This window comes from Streptomyces guryensis, from assembly GCF_021261325.1.
Taxonomy (GTDB): Bacteria; Actinomycetota; Actinomycetes; order Streptomycetales; family Streptomycetaceae; genus Streptomyces; species Streptomyces guryensis.
This window is the reverse complement of sequence record NZ_JAJSBI010000001.1, coordinates 482,023-506,909: the sequence shown is the minus strand read 5'-3', so window position 1 is coordinate 506,909 and position 24,887 is coordinate 482,023. Positions and strand designations below refer to the sequence as shown.

Sequence of the window (24,887 nt, the reverse complement as noted above, 5' to 3'; positions counted from 1 at the left end):
CATGCACGAGACCTACCGGCGTCAGGTGAGCAAGCCGATACCGGTGCCGGTCACCGCGGTCCGCGGCGGGGACGATGCGCTCACGTCCCTGGAGGACATCGAGAGCCGGCAGGACGTCACGGACAGCGGTTTCGAGGCCGTGGAGCTGCCCGGCGCGCACATGTATCTGGCCGAATCCCCCCGGCCGCTGCCGGAGTTGATGGCCGCGCGGTGCGCCGGGGGTGAGTCGCTCTCACTCCGCGATCCCGAGGAAGCGCAGCACGGCCAGCACCCGGCGGTGGTCCGCGTCCGCGTTGGGCAGGTCGAGTTTGGCCAGGATGTTGTTGATGTGCTTGGCGACCGTGCTCTCGCTCACCACCAGTTGCTGCGCGATGCCCAGGTTGGAGCGGCCGCTGGCCATCAGCTCCAGCACCTCGCGCTCCCGCGACGTCAGACGCTCCAGCGGGTCGCTGCGGCGGCGCAGCAGGAGCTGCGAGACGACCTGCGGATCGAGGGCCGTACCTCCCGAGGCGACCCGGCGCAGCGCCTCGACGAACTCCTCCACGTCGGCGACGCGCTGCTTGAGCAGATAGCCGAGCCCGGCCGTCTCCTTGGCCAGCAGATCGGCGGCGTACTGCTCCTCGACGTACTGCGACAGCAGCAGCACCGAGGTCCCGGGCCACCGCTCCCGGATGACGAGCGCACAGCGCACCCCCTCCGAGCTGTGGGAGGGCGGCATCCGCACATCCGTGACGGCGATGTCGGGGCGATGCTGCTCGACGGCGGCGAGCAGGCCCGGCTCGTCGCCGGCCTCGGCGACCACGTCGAAGCCGCCCATCTCCAGCACCTTGACCAGGCCGACGCGCAGCAGTACGGAGTCCTCGGCGATCACCGCCCGCACGGCAACTCCGCCGTCACGGTCGTCGGTCCCCCGGCGGGGCTGCTGACGCGGAAGGTGCCGTCGACCGAGCCGACCCGCTTGGCCAGCCCGCTCAGCCCCGTCCCTGCGCAGGCGTCGGCACCGCCCAGCCCGTCGTCGGTGACGTGCACCCGCAACACCTTCCCGACCCGTCGGACGGTCACCGCGACCCGCGTCGCACGGGCATGCTTGGTCACGTTGGTCAGCGCCTCGGAGATCACGAAGTAGGCGACCGACTCCGCGGCCGGCGCGACCCGCTCGTCGAGATCCACCCGCAGGCGGACCGGCAACGGCACCCGGGCGGCCAACCCGGACAACGCCGCGTCCAACCCGCGGTCTTCGAGGACCGCCGGGTGCAACCCGCGCACCAGGTCGTTGAGTTCGGCGATCGCCTCCTTCGCCTCTAGATGAGCCTCCGCGAGCACCTCGCGGGCCCCGCCCGACAGGTCCGGGCGGGTGGCCATCGCCAGGCCCAGGTTGACCGCGAGGGAGACCAGCCGCTGCTGGGTGCCGTCGTGCAGGTCACGCTCGATGCGGCGGCGCTCGGCATCGACCGCCTCGATCAGGTCGGTGCGGCTCCCGGCCAGGTAGTCGACCCGTTCCTGGAGCCGCTGCGCCCGGCTGGGCCCGAGCAGCACCAACGCGGGACGCGACTCCAACCGGGCCACCGCCCCGGCCGTCCAGGGCACGACGCACAGCAGGGCCAGACCGCCCACCGTGTAGCACGGTAGCTGCGTCGCGTAGCCGAACCAGTCCTGGCGGACCCTCACCGGCAGCGCCCACACCCAACCGCCGGCGGTCGCGCCCGCCAGGCCCGCGATCGCCACCACCAGCACCGACAGCTCCAGCGCGGCCAGCAACGGGCCCAGCAGCAGGTGGTATCCGAGCCGGCGCCAGGGACGCGTCGCCGAGAGCCGGCGGGCGGCCGACGCCCACGACCACCGCTGCGGCACGGGCGCCGGCCGAGGGATGTCCACGCGGAGCAGCGCCCGGTGGCGGAACCGCTGAACGGCCGTCAGCACCGGGACACCGAGCAGGATCAGGGCGGCCGACACGGGGAGCACCAGAGCCCAGTTCCCCGTCTCGGTGAAGGTCACCACGCCCCAGGCCCACACGGGCACCAGAGCCAGGTGCGGCAGGACACCGGCGGCCAGGAAGCCGACGTCCCGCCGCACCCGAAGCGCCGAGCGCCTCAGCCCGGCTGGAATCGTCATGGCTCGACCCTAGGACAGCCCGACGGGGGCCTGCCATGAGGCCTGTACCCGGATCCATGGTGAAACCAGTGCCACCCCCGCGACGGACCCGCCGAGCAGGCCGACACGCCCCACGCCGAGAACAGCGGGGTCGGTGGGCTCGGTTCATTGGTGAAGTCGCTCTCGGGGCCGCCGGAGCCGGGGTCGAGGCAGGGCGGGCCGGGGCCGGGTCCGCCGATCCAGCCGGCGTCGGCCTGCTGAGAACAGTCCACCCCTGCGAAGCCGGCCATCCCGCCCCTCAGCGCGCCAGCACAGAGCCCGACGCTGACACCGAGCCCAACGCCCCCAACTCACAGCGCCCCGCCAGCCAAACCTGCTACCACCGTGGGCGGCAATGGCGAGTACATCGTCGGCACCGACATCCAGCCGGGCACATACCGCACCGCCGGCCCGGCCGACAGCTCGCTGCCCAGCTGCTAGTGGGAGTGCGACAAGGACACCAAACACGAATTCAGCTCGATCATCGCCGACGGCAACCCGAACGGCTCAGCCGTCGTCTCCGTCCGGCCCACCGACAAGCTCCTCGTGACTCAGGACTGCAAGGACTGGGTGAAGATCGGCTGAGACTCTGGGCTCCTTGGTGAGACAGGTGTGACGAGCACGGGACAGCGTGCGCCGGACAGGACACCGGCGCACGTTCCCGTGGGAACGGAGCCAGCCGCCGGCCACAGAGCCGCCCGCCGACGACGACAAGCCCAGCGACGGCGACGAGCCTGGCGGCAACGACGACGGCCTCTGTATCAGCGTCCTGCCGATCCTCGATCTCTGCCTTCCCGGCAACGCGCCGTAGCGGCAGGAATCTTCATCCCGCGCCTACCCAAGAGACTCCACAAGGGGGCCTGTTGCCGGGCACCCTGCAACGTGTTCGGCCATCGGAGTGGGGTGATTTCACTTCGGCCGAGCATTGGCCGAGCTAATGATCTTGAGGGATGCAAAGAGGCCCCTGCTGAAGCAGAGGCCTTGCCGTTTGTGCTGGTCAGATCGTTTCTGCACGCGTAGGTGATGGTGGGGCGGGTGGGACTCGAACCCACGGCCGACGGATTATGAGTCCGCTGCTCTAACCGGCTGAGCTACCGCCCCATAGCGGCGTGTCGCGTACATGTGTGCGCGCCGTCTGCCGCAGCATAGCCGCTCATACGATCTCCTGCTTCGGATGGTCGACTTCGCACGCCCATGGAGACTGCACCGCCGCCTGCGCGGTTCCCGCCCACATGAAAAAGGACCCCAAGGGGGTCCTCTTCTTGTGCTCCCCCGACTGGACTCGAACCAGTAACCTGCCGGTTAACAGCCGGCTGCTCTGCCAATTGAGCTACGGAGGACCGAGCTCCCCCGACTGGACTCGAACCAGTAACCTGCCGGTTAACAGCCGGCTGCTCTGCCAATTGAGCTACGGAGGAATGCCTCGTTGCATCGAACGTAGCTACCTGGGTATTCGCCAGGGGGCGGGCGCTCGCTGCGACACATACATTAGCGCAAGCAGGGGGGTGCTCCGCCAATCGGTACTCCCCAGGGACGGAAGGGTGGCTCCGCCATGCGCTACAAGCTCACGTTCGTCGTCGGACTGGCTCTGGGTTACGTCCTGGGCACGCGTGCCGGTCGCGAGCGCTACGAGCAGCTGAAGAAGTCCGCACGTCAGGTCTCGCAGAACCCGGCCGTCCGCAACACCGCGGAGTCGGCTGCCCAGCAGGGCCGCGAGTTCGCCGGCAAGGCGTACCACGTGGTGAGCGACAAGGTCGGCGACCACGTCCCCGACTCGGTGGCCCAGCGGGTCCGGTCCCTGCGGGAGCGAAACACCGACGGTGCGGCAGGGGACGACTGGGGCACCAGCAACACCTAGCTCCACCTCACCTGCCCCGACGCGCCCGTGCCCGGCGCAGCGCACACGCCTCTGCTGCGCCTGACCCATAGAATTTTCGCCATGGGGATAGTCGCCGGGTTGGACAGTGCACCCGATTTCACTCGCATCGTCGTCTGCGACACGGACACGGGCGCCGTACTCAGGCAGGGCTATGCCCCGCATCCGGTGGACGGCGACCGGCCCGCCGACGTCGACCCGCAGGCCTGGCTGCTGTCCCTGGGTGAAGCGGCCGGCGGCGGACTCCTCGAAGGCGTGCAGGCCATCGGCGTGTCGGCGCAGCAGAACGCGGTCGTGCCGCTGGACGCGCAGGGCGGCACAGTGCGCCCCGCGATGGTCGGCGGCGACAAGCGTGCGCAGGTCGCGGCGGCCGATCTGATCGACGCGCTCGGCGGGCGGGAGGCGTGGGCGCAGGCGGTGGGGTGTGTGCCGCAGGCCGCGCAGCCGGTGACCAAGTTGCGCTGGCTGGCGAAGAACGAGCCCGACGCCGCCCTGCGCACCGCGATGCTGATGCAGGCACACGACTGGCTGGTGTGGCAGCTGCTGGGGCGGCCGGTCAGACGGACCACCGACCGGGGCGGCGCCTCCGGCACCGGGTACTGGTCGGCGGCGACCGGCAACTACCGTGCCGATCTCGTCGAGCTGGCGCTCGGCCACCAGGCGATGCTGCCCGAGGTGATCGGACCCGCGGACGCCGCCGGTACGACCCCCGAGGGGCTGCTGATCTCCGCCGGGACCGGGGAGACCATGTCCGCCGCCTTCGGGCTGGGCATCGGGCTCGGTGACGCGGTGGTGTCGCTCGGCGCGTCCGGGTCCGTCATGGCCGTACACCGCGAGGCCCTGGTGGACAGCACCGGGATGATCACCTCCCTCGCCGACGCGACGGGCATGCATCTGCCGGTCGTGACCACGCTGAACGCCGTGCGGACCCTGCGCGGGACCGCGGAGCTGCTCGGGCTGCCCGATCTGGAGAGCCTGTCCGAGCTGGCGACGAAGTCGACGCCGGGCGCCCACGGGCTCGTACTCCTGCCGTATCTGGAGGGTGAGCGGACGCCGAACCTGCCGCACACGGCGGGGTCGATCGCCGGACTGCGGCGGGAGTCGATGAAGGGCGAGCACCTGGCGCGGGCGGCGTTCGAGGGGATGCTGTGCGGGCTCGCGGACGCGCTGGACGTGCTGCGCGGCCGGGGTGTCGAGGTGCGGCGGGTCTTCCTGCTGGGGGCGGCGGCCGAACTGCCCGCCGTCCAGGCGGCGGCCCCCATGCTCTTCGGAGCGCAGGTCGTGGTGCCGCAGCCGGCGGACTACGCGGCGATCGGCGCCGCCCGGCAGGCCGCCTGGGCGCTCGGGGTTTCGCAGGGCACACTCGACCGGCGCAACCCGCCGATGTGGCAGGGCGCGACCGGGCAGGTGCTGGAGCCCGGCGACGAGCTGGCGGTGGGACAGGCGGTCAGGCAGCAGTTCGTTTCCGTCCGGGAGCAGACACACCCCGGCGCTTTCCGCCCATAAGGCGGTAAGGAGCACTGCTGTCGGCTTAATCGGTTGAGGTAACACGGGTGGAGTGTCCGACGATAGGAGCCTGGGGCATCAAGCCCGCCCCGCCGCCGACTCCGAGAGACGTAGCGTGCTCATACGACTTCTGCGGACCTACCTCAGGCCCTACAAGAAACCCATAGCCGTGCTGGTGCTGCTGCAGTTCCTGCAGACCTGCGCCACCCTCTACCTGCCCACCCTGAACGCGCACATCATCGACAACGGCGTCGTGAAGGGTGACACCGGCTACATCCTCTCCTTCGGCGCCCTGATGATCGGCATCTCGCTGGTGCAGGTCGTGTGCAACATGGGTGCCGTGTACTACGGCGCCCGGACCGCCGCGGCGCTCGGCCGGGATCTCCGGGCGTCCGTGTTCGACCGGGTGCAGTCCTTCTCGGCGCGGGAGGTCGGGCAGTTCGGGGCGCCCTCGCTGATCACCCGTACGACCAACGACGTACAGCAGGTCCAGATGCTGGCCCTGATGACGTTCACGCTGATGGTGTCGGCGCCGATCATGTGCGTGGGCGGCATCGTGCTGGCGCTCGGCCTGGACGTGCCCCTGTCCGGGGTGCTGGTCGCCGTGGTCCCGACGCTGGGCATCTGCGTGACGCTGATCGTACGGCGGCTGCGACCGCTGTTCCGGGCCATGCAGGTGCGCCTGGACACGGTGAACCGGGTGCTGCGGGAGCAGATCACCGGCAACCGTGTGATCCGGGCCTTCGTGCGGGACGACTACGAGAAGGATCGTTTCCGCAAGGCGAACACCGACCTCACCGAGATGCAGCTGGCCACCGGCAACATGCTGGCGCTGATGTTCCCGATCGTGATGACGGTGGTGAACCTGTCGTCGATCGCGGTGGTGTGGTTCGGCGCGCACCGCATCGCCAGCGGGGGGATGGCGATCGGCGACCTGACCGCGTTCCTCGCCTATCTGATGCAGATCGTGATGTCCGTGATGATGGCCACCTTCATGTTCATGATGGTGCCGCGCGCGGAGGTGTGTGCCGAGCGGATCGAGGAGGTCCTCGGGACCTCGTCGAGCGTGGTGCCTCCCGTCGCGCCGGTCACGGAGCTGCGCCGGCACGGACATCTGGAGATCCGGAGCGCGGGGTTCCGCTATCCGGGCGCCGAGGAGCCCGTGCTCAAGGGCATCGACATGGTGGCGCGGCCCGGCGAGGTGACGGCCGTCATCGGCTCGACCGGCAGCGGCAAGTCCACGCTGCTCGGGCTGGTCCCGCGGCTGTTCGACGCGACCAACGGCGAGGTGCTCGTGGACGGCACGGACGTCGCGACCCTCGACCCGAAGCTGCTCGCCAGAACGGTCGGGCTGGTCCCTCAGAAGCCGTACCTGTTCGCGGGGACGGTGGCGACCAACCTGCGCTACGGCAACCCGGACGCCACCGACGAGGAGCTGTGGCACGCGCTGGAGGTGGCGCAGGCCAAGGACTTCGTCGAGGGGCTGGAGAACGGCCTCCACTCCCCCATCGCACAGGGCGGTACCAACGTCTCCGGCGGCCAGCGGCAGCGGCTCGCCATCGCACGGACGCTGGTGCAGCGCCCCGAGATCTACCTCTTCGACGACTCCTTCTCCGCCCTCGACTACGCGACCGACGCGGCGCTGCGGGCGGCGCTGGCCGAGGAGACCGCGGAGGCGACCGTCGTGATCGTCGCCCAGCGGGTGGCGACCATCCGGGACGCGGACCGGATCGTCGTACTCGACGAAGGACGTGTCGTCGGGACCGGCCGCCATCACGAGCTGATGGCGGACAACGAGACCTATCGGGAGATCGTGCTCTCCCAGCTGACGGAAGCGGAGGCTGCCTGATGGCCGGGCCAATGGCGCGGATGATGGGGCAGGGCGGGGGCCCCGACAGCCGTTCGATGGACTTCAAGGTGTCGGGCAGGCGCCTGATCGCCCAGTTCAAGCCCGAGCGGCTGACCATCTGCGTACTGCTGTTCTGCGTGGTGGTGAGCGTCGGTCTGAACGTGGTCGGGCCGAAGATCCTCGGCAAGGCCACCGACCTGGTCTTCGCCGGCATCATCGGGCGGCAGATGCCGTCCGGGGCCACGAAGGACGAGGTCCTCGCGTCCATGCGGGAGCGGGGGCAGGGCCAGATCGCCGACATGCTCCGCAGCACCGACTTCACCCCGGGCAAGGGCATCGACTTCGCCGCGGTGGGCGACGTCCTGCTGCTCGCACTGGGCACGTTCCTCGTCGCCGGCATGCTGATGGCGGTGGCGACCCGCATGGTCAACCGCGCCGTCAACCGGACCATGTACCGGCTGCGCGAGGACGTGCAGGCGAAGCTGTCGCGGCTGCCGCTGTCGTACTTCGACAAGCGGCAGCGCGGTGAGGTGCTGTCCCGGGCGACCAACGACATCGACAACATCGGGCAGACGCTGCAGCAGTCGATGGGCCAGCTCATCAACTCAGTGCTGACCATCATCGGTGTGCTGGCGATGATGTTCTGGGTGTCCTGGCTCCTCGCACTGGTCGCGCTGGTCACCGTGCCGCTGTCGTTCGTCGTCGCCACCCGCATCGGGAAGCGGTCGCAGCCGCACTTCGTGCAGCAGTGGCGCTCCACCGGCAAGCTGAACGCCCACGTCGAGGAGATGTACACCGGCCACACGCTGGTGAAGGTGTTCGGGCGGCAGGAGGAGTCGGCGAAGCAGTTCGCCGAGCAGAACGACGCGTTGTACGAGGCCGGGTTCAAGGCGCAGTTCAACAGCGGGGTCATGCAGCCGCTGATGATGTTCGTGTCGAACCTCAACTACGTGCTGGTGGCAGTGGTCGGCGGTCTGCGGGTCGCGTCCGGCGCGCTGTCCATCGGTGATGTGCAGGCCTTCATCCAGTACTCGCGGCAGTTCTCGATGCCGCTGACGCAGGTCGCCTCGATGGCGAACCTGGTGCAGTCGGGTGTCGCCTCGGCCGAGCGGATCTTCGAACTCCTGGACGCGGAGGAGCAGGAGGCCGATCCGGTGCGCGGCGAGCTGCCCGAGGAGCTGCGGGGCCGGGTGGAGCTGGAGAGCATCTCCTTCCGGTACGACCCCGAGAAGCCGCTGATCGAGGACCTGTCGCTGAAGGCCGAGCCCGGGCACACGGTCGCGATCGTCGGACCGACGGGAGCGGGAAAGACCACGCTGGTCAATCTGCTCATGCGGTTCTACGAGGTCTCCGGCGGGCGTATCACGCTCGACGGCGTCGACATCGCGACCATGTCCCGGGACGAACTCCGGTCCGGGATCGGCATGGTGCTGCAGGACACCTGGCTGTTCGGCGGCACGATCGCGGAGAACATCGCGTACGGTGCCGCCCGCGACGTCACGCGCGGTGAGATCGAGGAGGCGGCGCGGGCCGCGCACGCCGACCGGTTCGTGCGGACGCTGCCCGACGGGTACGACACCGTGATCGACGACGAGGGCACGGGCGTCAGCGCCGGTGAGAAGCAGCTCATCACGATCGCGCGGGCGTTCCTGTCCGACCCGACGATCCTGGTGCTCGACGAGGCGACCTCGTCGGTGGACACCCGGACCGAGGTGCTGATCCAGAAGGCGATGGCGAAGCTGGCGCACGGGCGTACGTCGTTCGTGATCGCGCACCGGCTGTCGACCATCCGGGACGCGGACACGATCCTGGTGATGGAGAACGGGGCGATCGTGGAGCAGGGGGCTCATACGGAGCTGCTTGCCGCGGACGGGGCCTATGCGCGGTTGTACAAGGCGCAGTTCGCGCAGGCGGTGGCTGAGGTCGACTGAGCTGTTGCCCGGCGTCGGGGCTGGGCCGGGTGGGTGCTCTTGCCCGCGCTTGCGGGGTGCCGCTCTCTTTGGGACGGGCGGCGCCCCAAGCGGCACGAATGCCCGCAGGCCACGGCAGGCGGCGTCAGTCCAGATAGCCCCTCAGCTGGTCCGCGAAGGCGTGGTCCCGCAGCTTGTTCAGGGTCTTCGACTCGATCTGGCGGATGCGTTCCCGCGTCACGCCGAAGATGCGGCCTATCTCCTCCAACGTACGGGGGCGGCCGTCCGCCAGGCCGTAGCGGAGCTGGACCACCTTGCGTTCGCGCTCGCCGAGCGTGGACAGGACCGCCTCCAGATGTTCCCTGAGCAGCAGGAACGCCGCCGACTCCACCGGCGAGGCGGCGTCGCCGTCCTCGATGAGGTCCCCGAGGGCCACGTCGTCCTCCTCGCCCACCGGGGCGTGCAGGGAAACGGGTTCCTGGGCCAGGCGGAGGACCTCGCTGACCCGCTCGGGGGGCAGGTCGAGGTGGTCGGCCACTTCTTCCGGGGTGGGCTCGTAGCCGCGTTCCTGCAGCATGCGCCGCTGCACGCGGACGACCCGGTTGATCAGCTCGACGACGTGGACCGGGACCCGGATGGTCCGGGCCTGGTCGGCGAGGGCCCGGGACATGGCCTGGCGGATCCACCAGGTGGCGTAGGTCGAGAACTTGTAGCCGCGGGCGTAGTCGAACTTCTCAACTGCCCTGATCAGGCCCAGGTTTCCCTCCTGGACCAGGTCGAGCATGGTCAGCCCGCGGCCGACGTACCGCTTGGCCACGGACACCACGAGCCGCAGGTTCGCCTCAATGAGGCGGCGCTTGGCCATCCGGCCCATGACGACGAGACGGTCCAGGTCGAGGGCGAGCTGGCTGTCCAGGTCGGGCGCGCTGCTGAGCCGCTCCTCGGCGAACAGTCCGGCCTCGACACGGCGCGCGAGTTCGACCTCCTCGGCCGCGGTCAGCAGGGGGATACGGCCGATCTCGCGCAGGTACTGGCGGAACAGGTCCGAGGACGGGCCGCTGGTGTCGGCGGCGGCACGGGCCCGCGGCGGTGCCACCGGCTCGGGGTCCTCGGCGGCCTCCAGCGCCTCCGCGGGCGGTTCGGCCGGCTCGGGCGGGCTCTCGGGCTCCGCCTCGGGGTGGTGCGCGACACGGGTCTGCGGGGGGACCGCGACGAGAACGTCGGGCGCGGCGTCCGGCGCAGTGCTGTCATCGCCGATGGCGGTACTGCTGTCGGTCTGGGCGAGGGTCTGGGTCTGCACGGGGGCGACCTCCAGGATGATCGCTGCTGAGGTGTGCGGCAGCGCTGCTTCGGGAGCGGAGTCGACGGCCTCGCCGCTGTCCGTCCCGTACGCGTTGAGCGGAACCGCGGGGTTGTGCGACCCGTGTGGGACGGATCGGCCGCGCTCCGAGGACTCAGGCACCGGACCCAGTGTGGAGTACGACACATCGCCGCCACGAGGGGCGTGCGGTGACTTTTTGCAATCGTGCCGTGACCGGGTGGTTACCGCGCCGTACGAATGTGCTCAGAGAGCAGCGGGGCCCTGCACCTTGAGTGCCTGGTCGTACTGCTGGAGTACCCAGAGTTCGTTCTTCACCGCGGCCAACTGAGCCGGGTCGCCGCCTGCTTCCAAGCGCCTGACGGTGATCTGGATCTGCTGGACCCTGCGCTCCACGGCCCGGCGGCGGACGGTCACCAGCTGTTCGCCCGCGTAGTTCTCGTCGACCGTGCGGCGCATGATCGCCTCGACGGCCAGTTCCGTGACCATCGCGCGGACCGTGTCGTCCGGGGCGACCGCGCGGACGCGGACCAGGTAGTCCTGTGGGTCCTGGACGCCGTACTCCGCGCCGCCCGCCTCCATGATCGCCTGGCGTACGGCGGCGTAGGGCGCGGCGGTGAACTCGTCGACGCCGTATGCGTCGAAGGCCGGGGAGACCAAATCGGGGCGCTGGAGGGCGAGTTTGAGGAGTTCGCGCTCCGTGGCATAGACGGGGTTGCGGAGGTTGAGCGCCGGGCCGGACGGGCCGGAGGAGCGGGGCGCGGCCTCGTACGACTGGGGGCCGCGCGCCGGGGCCGGGCCCTTGCCGCCACGGTCGCGGGCCCAACGGGCCAGCTGGGCCACCCGCTTGACCACGAACTGGGTGTCGAGGATGCCGAGCATGCCGGCGAGCTGGACGGCGACCTCGTGCTGGGCGCCGCTGTTCTTGATGCGGGCGACGATGGGGGCCGCCTCGTCCAGGGCGGCGGCCCGGCCGGCGGGGGTGTCGAGGTCGTAGCGGACGACGATCTGGCGGAGCGCGAACTCGAAGAGCGGGGTGCGGGGTTCGACGAGGTCGGAGACCGCCTCGTCGCCCTTCGCCAGGCGCAGTTCGCAGGGGTCCATGCCGTCGGGGGCGATGGCGATGTACGTCTCTGCGGCGAACTTCTGGTCGTCCTCGAAGGCGCGCAGGGCCGCCTTCTGGCCGGCCGCGTCGCCGTCGAAGGTGAAGATGACACGTGCGCTGCCGTTGTCCATCAGCAGCCGGCGGAGGATCTTGATGTGGTCGCCGCCGAAGGCCGTGCCGCAGGTCGCGATCGCGGTCGTGACGCCGGCCAGGTGGCAGGCCATCACGTCGGTGTAGCCCTCGACCACCACCGCGCGGCTGGCCTTGGCGATGTCCTTCTTCGCCAGGTCGATGCCGTACAGCACCTGGGACTTCTTGTAGATCGCGGTGTCGGGGGTGTTGAGGTACTTGGGGCCGTTGTCCGCCTCGTAGAGCTTCCTCGCGCCGAAGCCGACGACCTCGCCGCCGATGTCGCGGATCGGCCACATCAGGCGGCCGCGGAAGCGGTCGATGGGGCCGCGGCGGCCCTCCTGGGAGAGGCCGGAGAGGAGGAGTTCCTTGTCGGTGAAGCCCTTGCCGCGGAGGTAGCGGGTGAGGTGGTCCCAGCCCTGGGGGCTGTAGCCGACGGAGAAGTGCTCGGCGGCCAACTGGTCGAAGCCGCGCTCGGCGAGGAACTTGCGGCCGGTGTCGGCCTCCGGGCCGGTCGCGAGCTGTTCGGCGTACCACTGCGCGGCGATCTTGTGGGCCTCGACCAGGCGGATGCGCTCGCCGCGCTGGTGGGCGGGGTTGTAGCCGCCCTCCTCGTAGCGCAGGGTGATGCCGGCCTGACCGGCCAGGCGCTCGACCGCCTCGGAGAAGGAGAGGTGGTCGACCTTCATCACGAACGTGATGGTGTCGCCGCCCTCCTGGCAGCCGAAGCAGTGGAAGAGTCCCTTGCTCGGGCTGACCTGGAAGGACGGCGACTTCTCGTCGTGGAACGGGCACAGGCCCTTGAGGTTGCCCCCGCCCGCGTTGCGCAGCTGGAGGTACTCGGACACCACGGCGTCGATCGGGACCGCGTCCCGTACCGCCTTCACGTCCTCGTCGTTGATCCGTCCTGCCACGTGGTGATTCTACGGGGCAGAACTGACACTCCTGGGGCGCCTCCACGTTCGGCCGGGGGTCCGGCCCGCCGCGCAGCGGCAATCGGATACAGCGCCCCCGGGAATTGCGTCACGGGGACGGACTGACACCTAAGAGACGAGGCGTTCGAGCGGAACGTGCGGGTCCGCCAGTGCCTCCGTATTCACCTGTGCCTTCGAGCGGATCAGTTTCTGGATGGGGTCTGTGACGTCCCACACGTTCACGTTCATCCCGGCCAGCACCCGGCCCTCCTTGATCCAGAAGGCGATGAACTCGCGCTTGCCCGCGTCCCCTCGGATCACCACTTCGTCGTAGGAGCCCGCGGGCGCCCAGCCGGAGTACTCCATACCGAGGTCGTACTGGTCGGAGAAGAAATAGGGCACACGGTCGTAGGTGACGTCCCGTCCGAGCATCGCCCGCGCCGCCGCCGGGCCGCCGTTGAGGGCGTTGGCCCAGTGCTCGACGCGGAGGTGGGTGCCGAAGAGGGCGTGCGGGAACGAGGCCACGTCGCCGGCCGCGTAGATGTCGGGGTCGGAGGTGCGCAGGTGCTCGTCGACCACGACGCCGGCGCCGTGTGCGCGGTCGGCGATCTCCAGGCCGGCGGCCTCCGCGAGGCCGATGCGGGGGGCCGCGCCGATCGCCGCGAGGACGTCGTGGGCGGGGTGCTCCTCGCCGTCGTCGGTGCGGGCCGCGAGGACCATGCCGTCCTGGCCGACGATCTCCGTCAGCTTCGCCCCGAAGTGGAAGCGGACGCCGTGCTCGCGGTGCAGCTCGGCGAAGAGGCCGCCGAGCTCGGGACCGAGGACCCCGTGCAGCGGGGTCTGTCCGGGTTCGACGACGGTGACCTCGGCGCCGTACTCGCGGGCCGCCGCCGCGACCTCCAGACCGATCCAGCCGGCGCCGGCGATCACGATGTGGCCGTTGTCCCGGCCGAGGGCGGTCAGCACGTGCTTGAGCCGCTCGGCGTGGGCGAGACGGCGCAGGTGGTGGACGCCGGCCAGGTCGGTCCCCGGGATGTCGAGGCGGCGCGGCTCCGCGCCCGTCGCCAGCAGGAGCTTGTCGTAACGGACGAGCGTGCCGTCCGCGCCGAAGCGGACCGTCTTCGCCGTACGGTCGACGGCGTCGACGGTCTCGCCGAGGTGCAGCTCGATGTCGTGCTGCGCATACCAGGCCGGCTCGTGGACGAAGACGCTGTCGCGCTCCTCCTTGCCGAGCAGATAGCCCTTGGAGAGGGGAGGGCGCTCGTAAGGGTGGTCGCGTTCGTCGCAGATCAGTATCACGCGGCCGGTGAAGCCCTCCGCTCGGAGCGTCTCGGCCGCTTTCGCGCCGGCGAGACCGCCTCCGACGATGACGAATGTCTGATCCGCGTCGACCACTTGATGCCTCCTACGGGGTGTCTGAGGGGTGTCGCCTCAGAAAACACAGCGGGTGCCGCCACATGCGAGCGTCCCGCACGGAGCGTGATGCGGGAAGAGGGGGTGGCCCGATCAGGCCACGGAGGGTCACATTCGGACTCGTTCGGCGTCACCCGCGTCCCGTCAGTCTCACAGATGCCCTGTCAGGCGCGCATGAAGCGAACGGGCCGAGGCGTCGGTGAGCGAGGCGATCTGGTCGACGATCACCCGCTTGCGGGAACGGTCGTCGCCTGCCTGGTCGAACAGGGCACGGAACTGGGGGTCCAGGCCGGCCGGGGCGCGGGCGGTGAGCGCCTCGGCCAGCTCGGCGACCACGATCCGCTGGTCGGCCCTCAGCAGCTCCTGTTCGGCACGCTGCATGACGTACCGGTCCGCGACGGCCTTGAGGACCGCGCATTCCAGCCGCGTCTCGTGCGGTACGACGAGTTCGGCGTCGTAGCGGGTGAGGCGGCCGGTGCCGTACGCCGCGCGGGTGGCGGTCTCGGCGGCGAGGCAGAAGCGGCCGATGAGCTGGCTGGTGGCGTCCTTGAGGCGGCCCTGGGCGACCGCCGAGCCGTCGTAGCCGTGCGGCCACCACTCCTGGTCCTGGAGGCGGTCCAGGGCGGCGGCGAGTTCGGCCGGGTCGGTGTCCACGGGAACGTAGCGTCCGACGGCGACGGCGAAGACCGCCTGGCGTTCGGGCTCGGCGTGCAGGCAGTTGGGGTCGATATGGCCCGCGTGCAGGCCGTCCTCGACGTCGTGCACCGAGTACGCCACGTCGTCGGACCAGTCCATGACCTGGGCCTCGAAGGTGGTGCTGGTGCCCGGGGCGTCCTTGCGGACCCAGTCGAAGACGGGGCGGTCGTCCTCGTAGACGCCGAACTTGGGGGAGCCCGGGTCGGTGGGGTGGGCGCCTCGGGGCCAGGGGTATTTGGTGGCGGCGTCCAGGGCCGCCCGGGTGAGGTTGAGGCCCACGGAGCCCTCCGGGGTGAAGCGTTTGGGCTCGATGCGGGTGAGGAGTCTCAGGGACTGGGCGTTGCCCTCGAAGCCGCCGCAGTCCTCGGCGAATTCGTTCAGGGCCTGTTCGCCGTTGTGGCCGAAGGGGGGGTGTCCCAGGTCGTGGGAGAGGCAGGCGGCTTCCACGAGGTCGGGGTCGCAGCCGAGGGCCGCGCCCAGTTCGCGGCCCACCTGGGCGCACTCCAAGGAGTGGGTCAGGCGGGTCCGGGGGCTTGCGTCCCAGGCGGTGGCGCCGCGCTCGCCGGGCGTGACGACCTGGGTCTTGCCGGCGAGTCTTCTGAGCGCGGCGGAGTGCAGTACGCGGGCGCGGTCGCGTTGGAAGGCTGTGCGGCCGGGGCGTTTGTCGGGTTCGGGGGCCCAGCGTTCTGTTGACTGCGCGTCGTACGACATGTCTCGACAGTAAGCGGAGGTAGTGACAATTGGGGTGTGCCCACTCGTCTGCCGGGTCGTGATGTCTTGCGGGTGCGGGCTCATTGTGGCTTGCCGCGCAGTTCCCCGCGCCCCCGAGGACCTGCCGCCACCCTGCGTTCTAAGCCGACGCCAGTGCCGGTTCCGTCGTCGTCGCCGGGGTTGCCAGCGCCTGGTCGTAGCGGTGGAGGACCAGGCTCGCCATCGCGGGGTGTGTGCCCAGCGGGGCCGAGGCGATCCAGGGTGCCGCCTCCGCGGACTCGGTGGCGAAGCGGCCCGGGGCTGTGAAGTACGAAGCCACCGCCACCCGGTGTCGGCCTCTTGCCGCCAGGGCGCGGATCGCGTCCGGGACCGTCGGGGCGGCCGTGGTCGCGTAGGCCGGGACCACGGGAACTCCCAGGCGCTCCGCCAGCAGCTGGGCCGTGCGGTTGGTGTCGATCTTCGACTCCGGGTCGCGGGAGCCGGCCGCGGCGAGGACGACCGCGCTCTCACGGCGGGTCGCCTCGTCCAGGGGGGTCTGCCAGCCGGCCTCGGCCAGGCGGGCGTGCAGGGTCTCCACCAGGAGGGGGTGCGGGCCGAGGGCGCCGGCCACGCGCGCGTGTACCTGCGACTCGGCGGCCATCTCGGGGATGTCCCGCTTGATGTGGTAGCCGCGGCCGAGGAGGAGGGGGACGAGAACGGCTTCCTGGGTGCCGAGGCCGGCCAGCGTGTCGGGGAGCAGAGGGTCGTTCAGCTCGATGTGGCCCAGGTGGACGGGCAGACCGGGGCGCTGCTCGCGGACGCGGTCCAGGAGCGTACTGACGGTGCTCAGGGCGCGCGGGTCGCGGCTGCCGTGCGCGACGACGACGAGCGCAGGGGGGCCGGGGCGCCGTCTGCCGTTGAGGGAGACGAGGCTGAGCTGGCCGGCGAGCTGGCTGCTGATCCGGTTCATGAGGTGCGCCGTACTGTCGAGGTGGGCTGCCTGGGCCGCACCGGGCTTGGTCGTGGACTCGTCGCGAGGAGGGTTCGACGGCGTCATGGACCGATGGTGACGGCCGGAGGTTGCCGTCCCGTTGCACGGGAATGACAGCCGTTTTCCGGCGGTTCACGGTGGGGTGCAGGGGGCCTGTGAGCTGATCTGACCTGCGGTTTCACCTCTCGTAGTGAACCTGGTCACGTATCGTGTGCCGAACCGCGGGGCCTGACAGGACGTCTCTGACTGTCGAAAAGCAGGCCGGAGAAGGGGGACCGATGCGCAGACCACGTCTGCCACGCACGCGTGCCGGGCAGCGAAGGCTCGTGCAGGCCGTGATGGCCGGGTGTGTGCTGGCGCTGCTGCCGGCGACCTGGTTGTACGTCGCGACGGGTGACCGGCTGCGGACGACCGCCGACGCGCCCCGCACCGAGGTCGCCGTCGTGTTCGGCGCCGGCCTCTGGAACGGCGAGCCGTCCCCTTACCTCGCGAACCGCCTGAAGGCAGCGGCCGAGCTGTACCGCACGGGCCGTGTCAGGGTCGTCCTCGTCACCGGCGACAACAGCCGCAAGGACTACGACGAGCCCGACGCCATGCGCACGTATCTGAAGAAGCACGGTGTCCCGGACGGGCGGATCGTCAGCGACTACGCGGGCTTCGACACCTGGGACTCCTGCGTCCGGGCCAAGAAGATCTTCGGCGTCGACCGGGCCGTGCTCATCAGCCAGGGCTTCCACATCCGGCGGGCGGTCGCCCTGTGCGAGGCGGCGGGTGTGACGTCGTACGGCGTCGGGGTCGACGCCAAGCACGACGTGACCTGGTACTACGGCGGCACCCGCGAGATCTTCGCGGCCGGCAAGGCGGCCCTGGACGCCGTGTTCCACCCGGACCCCCGGTTCCTCGGACCGAAGGAGACGGGGGTGGCGAAGGCGCTGGCCGATGCCCGGTGAAGGGCGCCTCACCGCCGCTCCCGGACGGCCGGGAGGTCGCCGTGCCGCCCGTGTAACAAGGAGCCGTCCCGCACGTAACACGGCCGAAGCACGCTGAGTGGCATGCAGATCTCCCCGACGCCCACGCACTGCCCGTACTGCGCCCTGCAGTGCGGGATGAACCTGACGCCCGCGCCGGACGGCACGGTCGAGGTGAGCGAGCGCGCGGACTTCCCGGTGAACCGGGGTGCGCTGTGCGGCAAGGGCCGTACGGCGCCGGCGGTGCTCTCGTCCCGGGTGCGCCTGACCTCCCCGTTGGTGCGTTCCGAGGGCGCATTGGTGCCCGCCACCTGGGACGAGGCGCTCGACCGGATCGCCGGGGGACTGCGCCGGACGCGTACGGAACACGGCCCGGACGCGGTCGGTGTCTTCGGCGGCGGCGGCCTCACGAACGAGAAGGCGTACACGCTCGGCAAGTTCGCGCGCGTGGTGCTCGGCACCTCGCAGATCGACTACAACGGGCGGTTCTGCATGTCGTCGGCCGCGGCGGCCGGCATGAAGGCGTTCGGGCTGGACCGGGGGCTCCCCTTCCCGCTGGAGGACATCCCCAGGACGGGCTGCGTGATCCTGGTCGGATCGAACCTCGCGGAGACCATGCCACCGTCGCTCCGGTTCTTCAACGAGCTGAAGGAGAACGGCGGCACGCTGATCGTCATCGACCCGCGCCGCACGAAGACCGCCGAACAGGCCGACCTGCATCTGGCACCGAGGCCCGGCACGGATCTCGCCCTGGCGCTCGGTCTGCTGCACCTGGTGGTGGCCGAGGGACGGGTCGACGAGGCGTACGTGCAGGAGCGCACGGCCGGCTGGGAGGACGCCCGGGCGGCGGCGATGGCGCACTGGCCGGAGTACGTGGAACGGATCACAGGGGTGTCCGTTCCCCAACTGCGGGAGACCGTACGGCTGTTCTGCGAGCCGGAGAACGCGATGGTGCTGACCGCGCGCGGCCCCGAGCAGCAGTCCAAGGGCACGGACACGGTCGGCGCGTGGATCAACCTGTGCCTGGCGACCGGTCGCGCGGGCCGCCCGCTGTCCGGGTACGGCTGCCTGACCGGGCAGGGCAACGGGCAGGGCGGACGTGAGCACGGTCAGAAGGCCGACCAGCTGCCCGGCTACCGCAAGCTGGACGACCCGGCGGCGCGGCGGCACGTGGCCGAGGTGTGGGGCGTGGACCCGGACTCGCTTCCCGGGCCGGGCCGCAGTGCGTACGAGCTGCTGGACGCCCTGGGCACGGACATCAAGTCCCTGCTGCTGATGGGGTCGAATCCGGTGGTGTCGGCGCCGCGTGCCGCGCACATCGAGGAGCGCGTCAAGTCGCTGGACTTCCTGGCGGTCTGCGATGTCGTCCTCTCGGAGACGGCGGCGCTGGCGGACGTCGTGCTCCCCGTCACCCAGTGGGCGGAGGAGACCGGCACGACGACCAGCCTGGAGGGCAGGGTGCTGCTGCGGCGGCGCGCGATCACGGCTCCCGAAGGTGTCCGCAGCGACCTCGACGTCCTGCACGAACTGGCCGACCGGCTCGGCGTGGAGAAGGGCTTCCCGACCGACCCGGAGGAGGTCTTCGAGGAGCTGCGCAGGGCCAGCGCGGGCGGGCCGGCCGACTACTCGGGGATCACCTACCGCAGGCTGGCCGAGGAGAACGGGGTGTTCTGGCCGTGTCCGGCGGGCCCGCCGGACGGCGAGGACACCTCGCTGGACGCGCCCGGCGACGACGGCTCCGCGGCCCGGGACATCCCGGCGGACGCCCACCCCGGCACCCCCCGCCTCTTCCTCGACCGTTTCGCCACCCCGGACGGCCGGGCCCGCTTCGTCCCCGTCTCGCACCGGGCGTCCGCCGAGGAGCCCGACGAGGAGTACCCGGTGCTGCTGACGACCGGCCGGGTCGTCGCCCAGTACCAGTCCGGCGCCCAGACCCGCCGTGTGGACGAGCTGAACGCGGCGGCGCCGGGGCCGTTCGTGGAGCTGCACCCCCGGCTGGCGGCGCGGCTCGGGGCGGCGGAGGGCGACCCGGTGGCGGTGGTGTCCCGCCGGGGACGGGCCGTCGCACCGGCCCGCATCACCACCTCGATCCGCCCGGACACGGTCTTCATGCCCTTCCACTGGCCGGGCGAGGGCCGCGTCAACACCCTCACCAACCCTGCCCTCGACCCGACTTCACGCATGCCGGAGTTCAAGGCGTGTGCGGTGCGGTTGGAGACGGTGACGTCGTAGCCGCCGGGGGCGGGCTCACCTGACCCGCCAGTCCCCGCTCTCGATCAGCTTGCCGCGGGAGCGCAGGCGGGCGGCGACGGCAGGGGCCGCCACATACACCCAGGCGCGTACGGCCGTGTGGTCACGGGCCGCCGTGTCCCCGCCGTCGCGGATCACCTCCCGCTCGACGCGCTCGTAGAGGTTGCGCGGGGCACCGGGCGCGTACTCCTCCAGCCGGTCGAGGGCGACGAGCAACTCCTCGTACTCCTGCGGCAGTGCGGTCACGAGCTCGCCGTGCACCACCCCGCCGCGCTCCTCGACGGCGTACGGATAGCCGGGTCCGTCGTACAGGACCGCGCCGTTCAGCCGCGCCGGCTCCTCCGCCCCTGTGCGACCGCGCAGGAACAGATCGTGATTGATCTCGCCGGGGAGGAGGGTGCCGTAGACGAAAAACGGGAGTCTCACAAAAACGATTCTCTCTCCTCACACACCTCTCCCATACCTCCCAGTACGCGCTATGGACCTCCTGTGTCATGGCCCCTTAAATCTTCGTCAACACCTGCGCCGCCCACCGCCCCCACGCGCCCTCTGGCGCCTTCTCGAGGAGATCGATGAGCCGGATACGTATCGACGTCCGAGGTTCCCGTCGTCTCGCCGCTCTCGGCGTGGCCGCCACCACCGCCGGTCTGCTGGCCGCGGCCCTCTCCCCCGCCGCCGTCGCCGATGAACAACCGAGCAGGACCGGCGCGATCGCGAACGCGGCGTCGGCACTTCTGGCACACGCCGCGAGTCTCGGGCTCACCTCCGACGAGGGCACTAAGGTGCGGGACGTGATCGTCGACAGGGACGGCACGCAGCATGTGCGCTACGACCGGACGTACCGTCAACTTCCGGTGCTGGGTGGCGACTTCGTGGTCCATCTGGCCTCGGACGGCAAGTACCGCAGCGCGGACCGGGCGACGCGGAGCAAGATATCCCTCGCCTCGATCGTCCCCTCCATATCGGGCCCGAAGGCCGCCGACCTCGCGGCGAACGCCCTGCGCGCGGTCAACCTCGGCCAGACGCTGAAGAAGCTGACGGCCAGGCCGGAGCTGGTCGTCGACGCCCTGCACGGAACGCCGAAGCTGGCGTGGCGGACGAAGGTCGCGGCCAAGGACTCCCTGGGCAACCCGGTCTCCCGCACCGTCCTCACGGACGCCAGGACCGGCTCGCAGATCGACGCCTGGGACGACATCGAGACGGCCACGGGCGACGGCAAGTCGCTGTACAGCGGCACGGTTCCGCTGGAGACGACCCAGTCGGGATCGACGTACCAGCTCAAGGACGCGACGCGCGGCGGCACGTACACGGGTGACGCGGCGAACCAGACGGACCTGTGCTTCCTCACCAGCATCTGCGTCAGCCGCGCCCCGTCCACGGTGTTCACGGACACGGACAACCACTGGGGGACGGGGACGGACGCCGACCGCGCCTCCGCCGCCGTGGACGCCCAGTACGGCACGAACATGACCTGGGACTTCTACAAGAACACGTTCGGCCGCAACGGCATCGCGAACGACGGCAAGGGCTCGTACAACCGCGTCCACTACGGCAACAAGTACAACAACGCCTTCTGGGACGACAGTTGCTTCTGCATGACGTACGGCGACGGTGACGGCACGAGCCTCGGCCCGCTGGTCGGGCTGGACGTGGCCGGCCACGAGATGACGCACGGCGTCACCTCCAAGACGGCGGCCCTGACCTACTCGGGCGAGTCCGGCGGTCTGAACGAGGCGACGTCCGACATCCTCGGCACGCTGGTGGAGTGGTACGCCAACAACACGTCGGACCCCGGTGACTACCTGATCGGCGAGAAGATCGTACGGCCGGGATTCGGCCAGGCCGCCCTGCGCTACATGGACAAGCCCTCCAAGGACGGCAAGTCGGCCGACTACTGGAGCTCGTCGGTGGGCAATCTCGACGTCCACTACTCCTCGGGCGTCGCCAACCACTTCGCCTACCTCCTGGCGGAGGGCAGCGGCGCGAAGACCATCAACGGCGTCAGCTACGACTCCCCGACGTACAACGGCAAAACGGTGACGGGCATCGGCCGCGACAAGCTCGGCCAGATCTGGTACCGGGCGCTTACGGTCTACATGACGTCCTCGACGAACTACGCGGGGGCGCGTGCGGCGACGCTCAGCGCGGCCAAGGACCTCTACGGCGCCGGGAGTACGGAGTACGACGCGGTGGCGGCGGCCTGGAGCGCGGTCAACGTCAACTGATCGACGGTGCGGTGAACGCGCGGGCGGCCGCCTCGTTGATCGACCGGGGCGGCCGTCCGGCCGTTCTCGTCACCAGGGCCAGTACTCGAAGCCGTTGCCCTCGTACCAGTCCAGGCGGGTCTTGCCGCAGATGCCGCCGTGGATGTCGAGGAAGTCGTCGTATACGGCCTTGACTCATGCCCCGTAGGGTCGCCGCTCCCGCGCCTCCCGCAACCCCCTCCCCCACCACACCAGCTGGTCCAGCATCACCTTCGCCGCCGCCTCCGGGCCCGACGGATCCTTGAGCCGTCCCTCGTCGAAGGACGCCCCCGCGTTGTGGAAGGACACCGTGTCGCGGAGGGTGACCGCGTGGAGTTCGGCAAAGACCTGGCGGAGGTGTTCGACCGCGCGCAGGCCGCCCGAGAGGCCGCCGTATGAGGCGAGGGCGACGGGCTTGGCCTGCCATTCGGTGAAGTGCCAGTCGATGAGGTTCTTGAGGCCGGCCGGGTAGGAGTGGTTGTACTCGGGGGTGAGGACGACGAAGGCGTCCGCGGCCGCGAGTTTCGGGGTGACCGAGGAGCGTGCCGCCATCGCTGCGGAGGTCGGGGCGAAGGTCGTGGGAAGGTTCGCGTCGGCCACGTCGAGGACCGCGGGGAGCAGGTCGTCGCGGTCGCGCATACGGCCCAGGAGCCAGTCGGCGACGACGGGGCCGAAGCGGCCGTGGCGGTTGCTCCCGACGACAAGGGTCACAGCGAGAGGGGCCTCGACATCGTCCGCATTGAGGGGTGCGTCTTTGATCTGCATGCGGCCCAGCCTCGTACCTCAACCTTTCTTGAGGTCAAGAGCAACCCTCCTTGTCAGCGGCGTGCGCGCCGCGATCAGCGGGGTCACCCGTTCACACGCGCTCCCCTGCGCCCTTCGGGTGCTGTTCCGCACAACCCCTGCCCCACGCCGGTGACCTGCTGAAAGTCCACCCGAGCGACCGCGTCGCGCACGGATCTGACACCCATTCACCGCATTTCTGACAGACCTTCAGGAAGCGCGCTCGCGCGGCTGCCACTTACCTCGGAAGGGCAGGGGACACCGAAGAGAGCTCGGAGGAACACCGATGCGACGTACCGCCCGTCTGCTGACCGGTACCGCACTCGCCGTGGCAGCCGCGGGCTTCGTGGCCGCGCCCGCGTACGCCGACGACGAGGGGGACGGCGGCCTGGAGGTTTTCCCCTCCCAGGCGGTGCCGGGCACCCAGATCACGGTGAACACCGCGGAGTGCGGCACGGACGGCGCGGCGGCGGGCGACGCCGGAGCGGTGGGGGCCGGTGTCTTCACCCTGGCGCCGAGCGCGCACGACGGCGAGGCGGTCGGGCAGTTCCGGGTACCGCCGAGCGCCCAGCCGGGGACGTACGAGATCGTCGCGAAGTGCGCCGAAAGCAACCGGCAGGTCAAGGGCGACCTGGTGGTGACCATGACCGCGCCCCGCGGGCAGGAGCCCCGCGGCAGTGTGAAGACGGGGGTCGGCGGCGCCCTGGGCCCCGATCCCGTGCAGACCGCGGCCGGCGTGACGGCTCTCGCCGTCGCCGCCGCGGGCGGTACCTGGCTCCTGCATCGCCGGGCGAGAGGCGACGGGATCTGACGGACACCCTCCGCTGTCCGTCCACCGGTACCGCATGTCCCTCCCCCTCCGGGTCCGACGCCCCTCGCGGCCCGGAGGGGGCCGGGTTCACCCGTACGAGTCAGGCAGGAGGCTCGCGTGCGCAGAGTCAGCAACGGGGCGATAGGGACCGTCACCGTGGTCGCCCTGTGCTCCGGCGCGTGGCTGCTCGGCAGCGGCGCCGGGACGCACGCCCCGCCGCAGCCGTCCGCCGCGCAGGCGGCCCGCAGTGGCCAGGGTGGCGAACCGCGCGGCGCGCCCGCGCTGCCCCCCTCCCCGCCCGACCGCATCCGCATCCCGTCGATCCATGTGGACGCCCCCCTCATGGGCCTCGCCCTCACCCCGTCCGGCAGCCTCGACGTACCGCCGGCCGCGAAGCGGAACCTCGCCGGCTGGTACGAGGCCGGCACCACCCCCGGGGAGAAGGGGACCGCCGTCGTCGCGGGCCATGTCGACAATGCGGACGGCCCCGCCGTCTTCTATGACCTCGGTGCGCTGAAGAAGGGCAGCCGCATCGAGGTGGACCGGCGGGACGGGAGCACCGCGCTCTTCTCGGTGGACGCGGTCGAGGTGTACGACGACGCGCACTTCCCGGACGAGAAGGTGTACGGCGCCGCGGACCGGCCCGAGCTGCGGGTGATCACCTGCGGCGGGGGGTATTCGCGGTCGACCGGCTACGAGGGGAACGTGGTCGTGTTCGCGCATCTCACCGCGAGCCGCTGACGACAGCCGGCCGAGGACGGCTGTACGGAGCCGCTGAGCACCGCCTGCGCGATGGTCAGCGCACACTCCAGCGACTCCGTGTGCGTGGTGTCCACCTCGACGTCGTACACCACGCCCCGGTGGACCAGCTCCGCCTGCTGCTCCGCCATCCCCCGCACCCGGTCGCCCCGCGCGATCTCCCGGCCCGCGGCGACCGCAGCCTCGCAGCGGACACCGGCCCACAGGACGCCCAGGCCGGTCAGGACCTTCCGCCACCCCTCCTGGGATTCCGCGCCGCCGAGGAACACGTCGTCGATGACGACCGGGACGCCCGCGCGGGCGGTCGCCGCGACGCCCTCCATCCACGCCGTCTGAAGCGTCCGGAACTCCGGCCCGACGCTCACCCCGCCGTCCGGAGCGACGAGCGAGGCCCGCAGGGAGGCGGGCATCGAATCGACCAGTGTGTCGATCGCGAACGCCAGCCACGGCTGCGGCAGCACCGCCTGCAGACACCGCACGATCCCCGACTTGCCGGAGCTGGAACCGCCGTTGAGCACGATCACCTGGGTCGCCATCGGGTCACCG

Annotated in this window: 19 protein-coding genes, 3 tRNA genes and 2 pseudogenes; 10 read left to right on the top strand and 14 right to left on the bottom strand. The window is 70.7% G+C overall.

What is annotated here, in order from left to right:
• Window positions 1-232 precede the first annotated feature (232 nt).
• From LJ657_RS02315 to LJ657_RS02305, 3 genes and pseudogenes are all read right to left on the bottom strand, one after another.
• Window positions 233-880, bottom strand: coding sequence for a LuxR C-terminal-related transcriptional regulator (locus tag LJ657_RS02315; protein ID WP_232646469.1), 648 nt, complete (start codon window positions 878-880; stop codon window positions 233-235).
• The gene (locus tag LJ657_RS02310) at window positions 868-2,112 is read right to left on the bottom strand and encodes a sensor histidine kinase (protein ID WP_232646468.1); all 1,245 of its coding nucleotides are present in this window, start codon (window positions 2,110-2,112) and stop codon (window positions 868-870) included. Before LJ657_RS02310 ends, LJ657_RS02315 begins: the two co-directional genes overlap by 13 nt.
• A gap of 143 nt (window positions 2,113-2,255) precedes the next feature.
• Window positions 2,256-2,348, bottom strand: a pseudogene (locus LJ657_RS02305) (flavodoxin family protein); the annotation flags it as partial.
• A gap of 127 nt (window positions 2,349-2,475) precedes the next feature.
• Here LJ657_RS02305 and LJ657_RS49480 point away from each other — a divergent pair.
• A pseudogene (locus tag LJ657_RS49480) lies at window positions 2,476-2,715 on the top strand (Rv1352/Rv1906c domain-containing protein).
• Between the two features lie 439 nt (window positions 2,716-3,154).
• On the opposite strand, the gene LJ657_RS02300 reads toward LJ657_RS49480, so the two are convergent.
• From LJ657_RS02300 to LJ657_RS02290, 3 genes are all read right to left on the bottom strand, one after another.
• Window positions 3,155-3,231: transfer RNA gene (locus tag LJ657_RS02300), tRNA-Ile, on the bottom strand.
• 166 nt (window positions 3,232-3,397) lie between these two features.
• Window positions 3,398-3,470: transfer RNA gene (locus LJ657_RS02295), tRNA-Asn, on the bottom strand.
• Window positions 3,471-3,475: 5 nt separating this feature from the next.
• Window positions 3,476-3,548 (bottom strand) — tRNA-Asn (locus tag LJ657_RS02290).
• 134 nt (window positions 3,549-3,682) lie between these two features.
• Here LJ657_RS02290 and LJ657_RS02285 point away from each other — a divergent pair.
• The 4 genes from LJ657_RS02285 to LJ657_RS02270 all read left to right on the top strand — a co-directional run bounded on the left by LJ657_RS02285 (window position 3,683) and on the right by LJ657_RS02270 (window position 9,292).
• Window positions 3,683-3,988, top strand: a complete 306-nt coding sequence (locus LJ657_RS02285; protein WP_232646467.1) for a YtxH domain-containing protein — start codon at window positions 3,683-3,685, stop codon at window positions 3,986-3,988.
• Between the two features lie 81 nt (window positions 3,989-4,069).
• Entirely contained in the window at window positions 4,070-5,512 is a 1,443-nt protein-coding gene (locus LJ657_RS02280; protein WP_232646466.1) for an FGGY family carbohydrate kinase, read from the top strand.
• A 115-nt stretch (window positions 5,513-5,627) separates the two neighbouring features.
• Complete coding sequence (locus LJ657_RS02275; protein WP_232646465.1) at window positions 5,628-7,361, top strand: ABC transporter ATP-binding protein; 1,734 nt, start codon at window positions 5,628-5,630, stop codon at window positions 7,359-7,361.
• Window positions 7,361-9,292: an ABC transporter ATP-binding protein gene (locus LJ657_RS02270; protein WP_232646464.1), complete on the top strand. Its 1,932-nt coding sequence runs from the start codon at window positions 7,361-7,363 to the stop codon at window positions 9,290-9,292. The genes LJ657_RS02275 and LJ657_RS02270 overlap by 1 nt, the downstream gene beginning before the upstream one ends.
• 124 nt (window positions 9,293-9,416) lie before the next feature.
• On the opposite strand, the gene LJ657_RS02265 is transcribed toward LJ657_RS02270, so the two are convergent.
• The 5 genes from LJ657_RS02265 to LJ657_RS02245 all read right to left on the bottom strand — a co-directional run bounded on the left by LJ657_RS02265 (window position 9,417) and on the right by LJ657_RS02245 (window position 16,593).
• Window positions 9,417-10,733, bottom strand: a complete 1,317-nt coding sequence (locus tag LJ657_RS02265; protein WP_232646463.1) for an RNA polymerase sigma factor — start codon at window positions 10,731-10,733, stop codon at window positions 9,417-9,419.
• Between the two features lie 102 nt (window positions 10,734-10,835).
• The gene (gene dnaG, locus LJ657_RS02260; RefSeq protein ID WP_232646462.1) at window positions 10,836-12,737 is read right to left on the bottom strand and encodes a DNA primase; all 1,902 of its coding nucleotides are present in this window, start codon (window positions 12,735-12,737) and stop codon (window positions 10,836-10,838) included.
• A gap of 129 nt (window positions 12,738-12,866) precedes the next feature.
• Complete coding sequence (locus LJ657_RS02255) at window positions 12,867-14,132, bottom strand: NAD(P)/FAD-dependent oxidoreductase (RefSeq protein WP_232646461.1); 1,266 nt, start codon at window positions 14,130-14,132, stop codon at window positions 12,867-12,869.
• 168 nt (window positions 14,133-14,300) lie between these two features.
• Window positions 14,301-15,557 carry a deoxyguanosinetriphosphate triphosphohydrolase gene (locus LJ657_RS02250; RefSeq protein ID WP_232646460.1) on the bottom strand — a complete coding sequence of 419 codons (1,257 nt, stop codon included), beginning with the start codon at window positions 15,555-15,557 and terminating at the stop codon, window positions 14,301-14,303.
• Window positions 15,558-15,696: 139 nt separating this feature from the next.
• Window positions 15,697-16,593, bottom strand: coding sequence for a sirohydrochlorin chelatase (locus LJ657_RS02245; protein WP_232646459.1), 897 nt, complete (start codon window positions 16,591-16,593; stop codon window positions 15,697-15,699).
• 212 nt (window positions 16,594-16,805) lie between these two features.
• Between LJ657_RS02245 and LJ657_RS02240 the strand changes: the two genes are divergently transcribed.
• Together LJ657_RS02240 and LJ657_RS02235 are read left to right on the top strand one after the other, a co-directional pair.
• Window positions 16,806-17,477, top strand: a complete 672-nt coding sequence (locus tag LJ657_RS02240) for a SanA/YdcF family protein (RefSeq protein WP_232646458.1) — start codon at window positions 16,806-16,808, stop codon at window positions 17,475-17,477.
• A gap of 102 nt (window positions 17,478-17,579) precedes the next feature.
• Window positions 17,580-19,727 (top strand): molybdopterin oxidoreductase family protein, encoded by a 2,148-nt coding sequence (locus LJ657_RS02235; RefSeq protein ID WP_232646457.1) that lies wholly within the window; start codon window positions 17,580-17,582, stop codon window positions 19,725-19,727.
• Window positions 19,728-19,742: 15 nt separating this feature from the next.
• On the opposite strand, the gene LJ657_RS02230 is transcribed toward LJ657_RS02235, so the two are convergent.
• Window positions 19,743-20,171 carry a gamma-glutamylcyclotransferase family protein gene (locus LJ657_RS02230; protein WP_232646456.1) on the bottom strand — a complete coding sequence of 143 codons (429 nt, stop codon included), beginning with the start codon at window positions 20,169-20,171 and terminating at the stop codon, window positions 19,743-19,745.
• A 146-nt stretch (window positions 20,172-20,317) separates the two neighbouring features.
• Between LJ657_RS02230 and LJ657_RS02225 the strand changes: the two genes are divergently transcribed.
• Window positions 20,318-21,970 carry a M4 family metallopeptidase gene (locus LJ657_RS02225; RefSeq protein WP_232646454.1) on the top strand — a complete coding sequence of 551 codons (1,653 nt, stop codon included), beginning with the start codon at window positions 20,318-20,320 and terminating at the stop codon, window positions 21,968-21,970.
• A 174-nt stretch (window positions 21,971-22,144) separates the two neighbouring features.
• Here the strand turns inward: LJ657_RS02225 and LJ657_RS02220 are convergent, their stop codons facing one another.
• Window positions 22,145-22,753, bottom strand: a complete 609-nt coding sequence (locus LJ657_RS02220) for an NADPH-dependent FMN reductase (RefSeq protein ID WP_232646453.1) — start codon at window positions 22,751-22,753, stop codon at window positions 22,145-22,147.
• A gap of 304 nt (window positions 22,754-23,057) precedes the next feature.
• On the opposite strand from LJ657_RS02220, the gene LJ657_RS02215 reads away from it, so the two are divergent.
• The gene (locus tag LJ657_RS02215; protein WP_232646451.1) at window positions 23,058-23,582 is read left to right on the top strand and encodes a hypothetical protein; all 525 of its coding nucleotides are present in this window, start codon (window positions 23,058-23,060) and stop codon (window positions 23,580-23,582) included.
• Between the two features lie 117 nt (window positions 23,583-23,699).
• Complete coding sequence (locus LJ657_RS02210) at window positions 23,700-24,323, top strand: class F sortase (protein ID WP_232646449.1); 624 nt, start codon at window positions 23,700-23,702, stop codon at window positions 24,321-24,323.
• On the opposite strand, the gene cpt is transcribed toward LJ657_RS02210, so the two are convergent.
• Window positions 24,275-24,877: a chloramphenicol phosphotransferase CPT gene (gene cpt / locus LJ657_RS02205; protein WP_232646447.1), complete on the bottom strand. Its 603-nt coding sequence runs from the start codon at window positions 24,875-24,877 to the stop codon at window positions 24,275-24,277. The genes LJ657_RS02210 and cpt overlap by 49 nt on opposite strands.
• Window positions 24,878-24,887: the final 10 nt, after the last annotated feature.

Excerpts from the sequence above, each read along its gene's own strand:
- cpt (WP_232646447.1), bottom strand. The coding sequence starts at position 24,877 with ATGGCGACCCAGGTGATCGTGCTCAACGGCGGTTCCAGCTCCGGCAAG.
- LJ657_RS02250 (WP_232646460.1), bottom strand. The coding sequence starts at position 15,557 with ATGTCGTACGACGCGCAGTCAACAGAACGCTGGGCCCCCGAACCCGAC.
- LJ657_RS02245 (WP_232646459.1), bottom strand. The coding sequence starts at position 16,593 with ATGACGCCGTCGAACCCTCCTCGCGACGAGTCCACGACCAAGCCCGGT.
- LJ657_RS02220 (WP_232646453.1), bottom strand. The coding sequence starts at position 22,753 with ATGCAGATCAAAGACGCACCCCTCAATGCGGACGATGTCGAGGCCCCT.
- LJ657_RS02285 (WP_232646467.1), top strand. The coding sequence starts at position 3,683 with ATGCGCTACAAGCTCACGTTCGTCGTCGGACTGGCTCTGGGTTACGTC.
- LJ657_RS02310 (WP_232646468.1), bottom strand. The coding sequence starts at position 2,112 with ATGACGATTCCAGCCGGGCTGAGGCGCTCGGCGCTTCGGGTGCGGCGG.
- LJ657_RS02215 (WP_232646451.1), top strand. The coding sequence starts at position 23,058 with ATGCGACGTACCGCCCGTCTGCTGACCGGTACCGCACTCGCCGTGGCA.
- LJ657_RS02240 (WP_232646458.1), top strand. The coding sequence starts at position 16,806 with ATGCGCAGACCACGTCTGCCACGCACGCGTGCCGGGCAGCGAAGGCTC.
- LJ657_RS02235 (WP_232646457.1), top strand. The coding sequence starts at position 17,580 with ATGCAGATCTCCCCGACGCCCACGCACTGCCCGTACTGCGCCCTGCAG.
- LJ657_RS02270 (WP_232646464.1), top strand. The coding sequence starts at position 7,361 with ATGGCCGGGCCAATGGCGCGGATGATGGGGCAGGGCGGGGGCCCCGAC.
- LJ657_RS02225 (WP_232646454.1), top strand. The coding sequence starts at position 20,318 with ATGAGCCGGATACGTATCGACGTCCGAGGTTCCCGTCGTCTCGCCGCT.
- LJ657_RS02280 (WP_232646466.1), top strand. The coding sequence starts at position 4,070 with ATGGGGATAGTCGCCGGGTTGGACAGTGCACCCGATTTCACTCGCATC.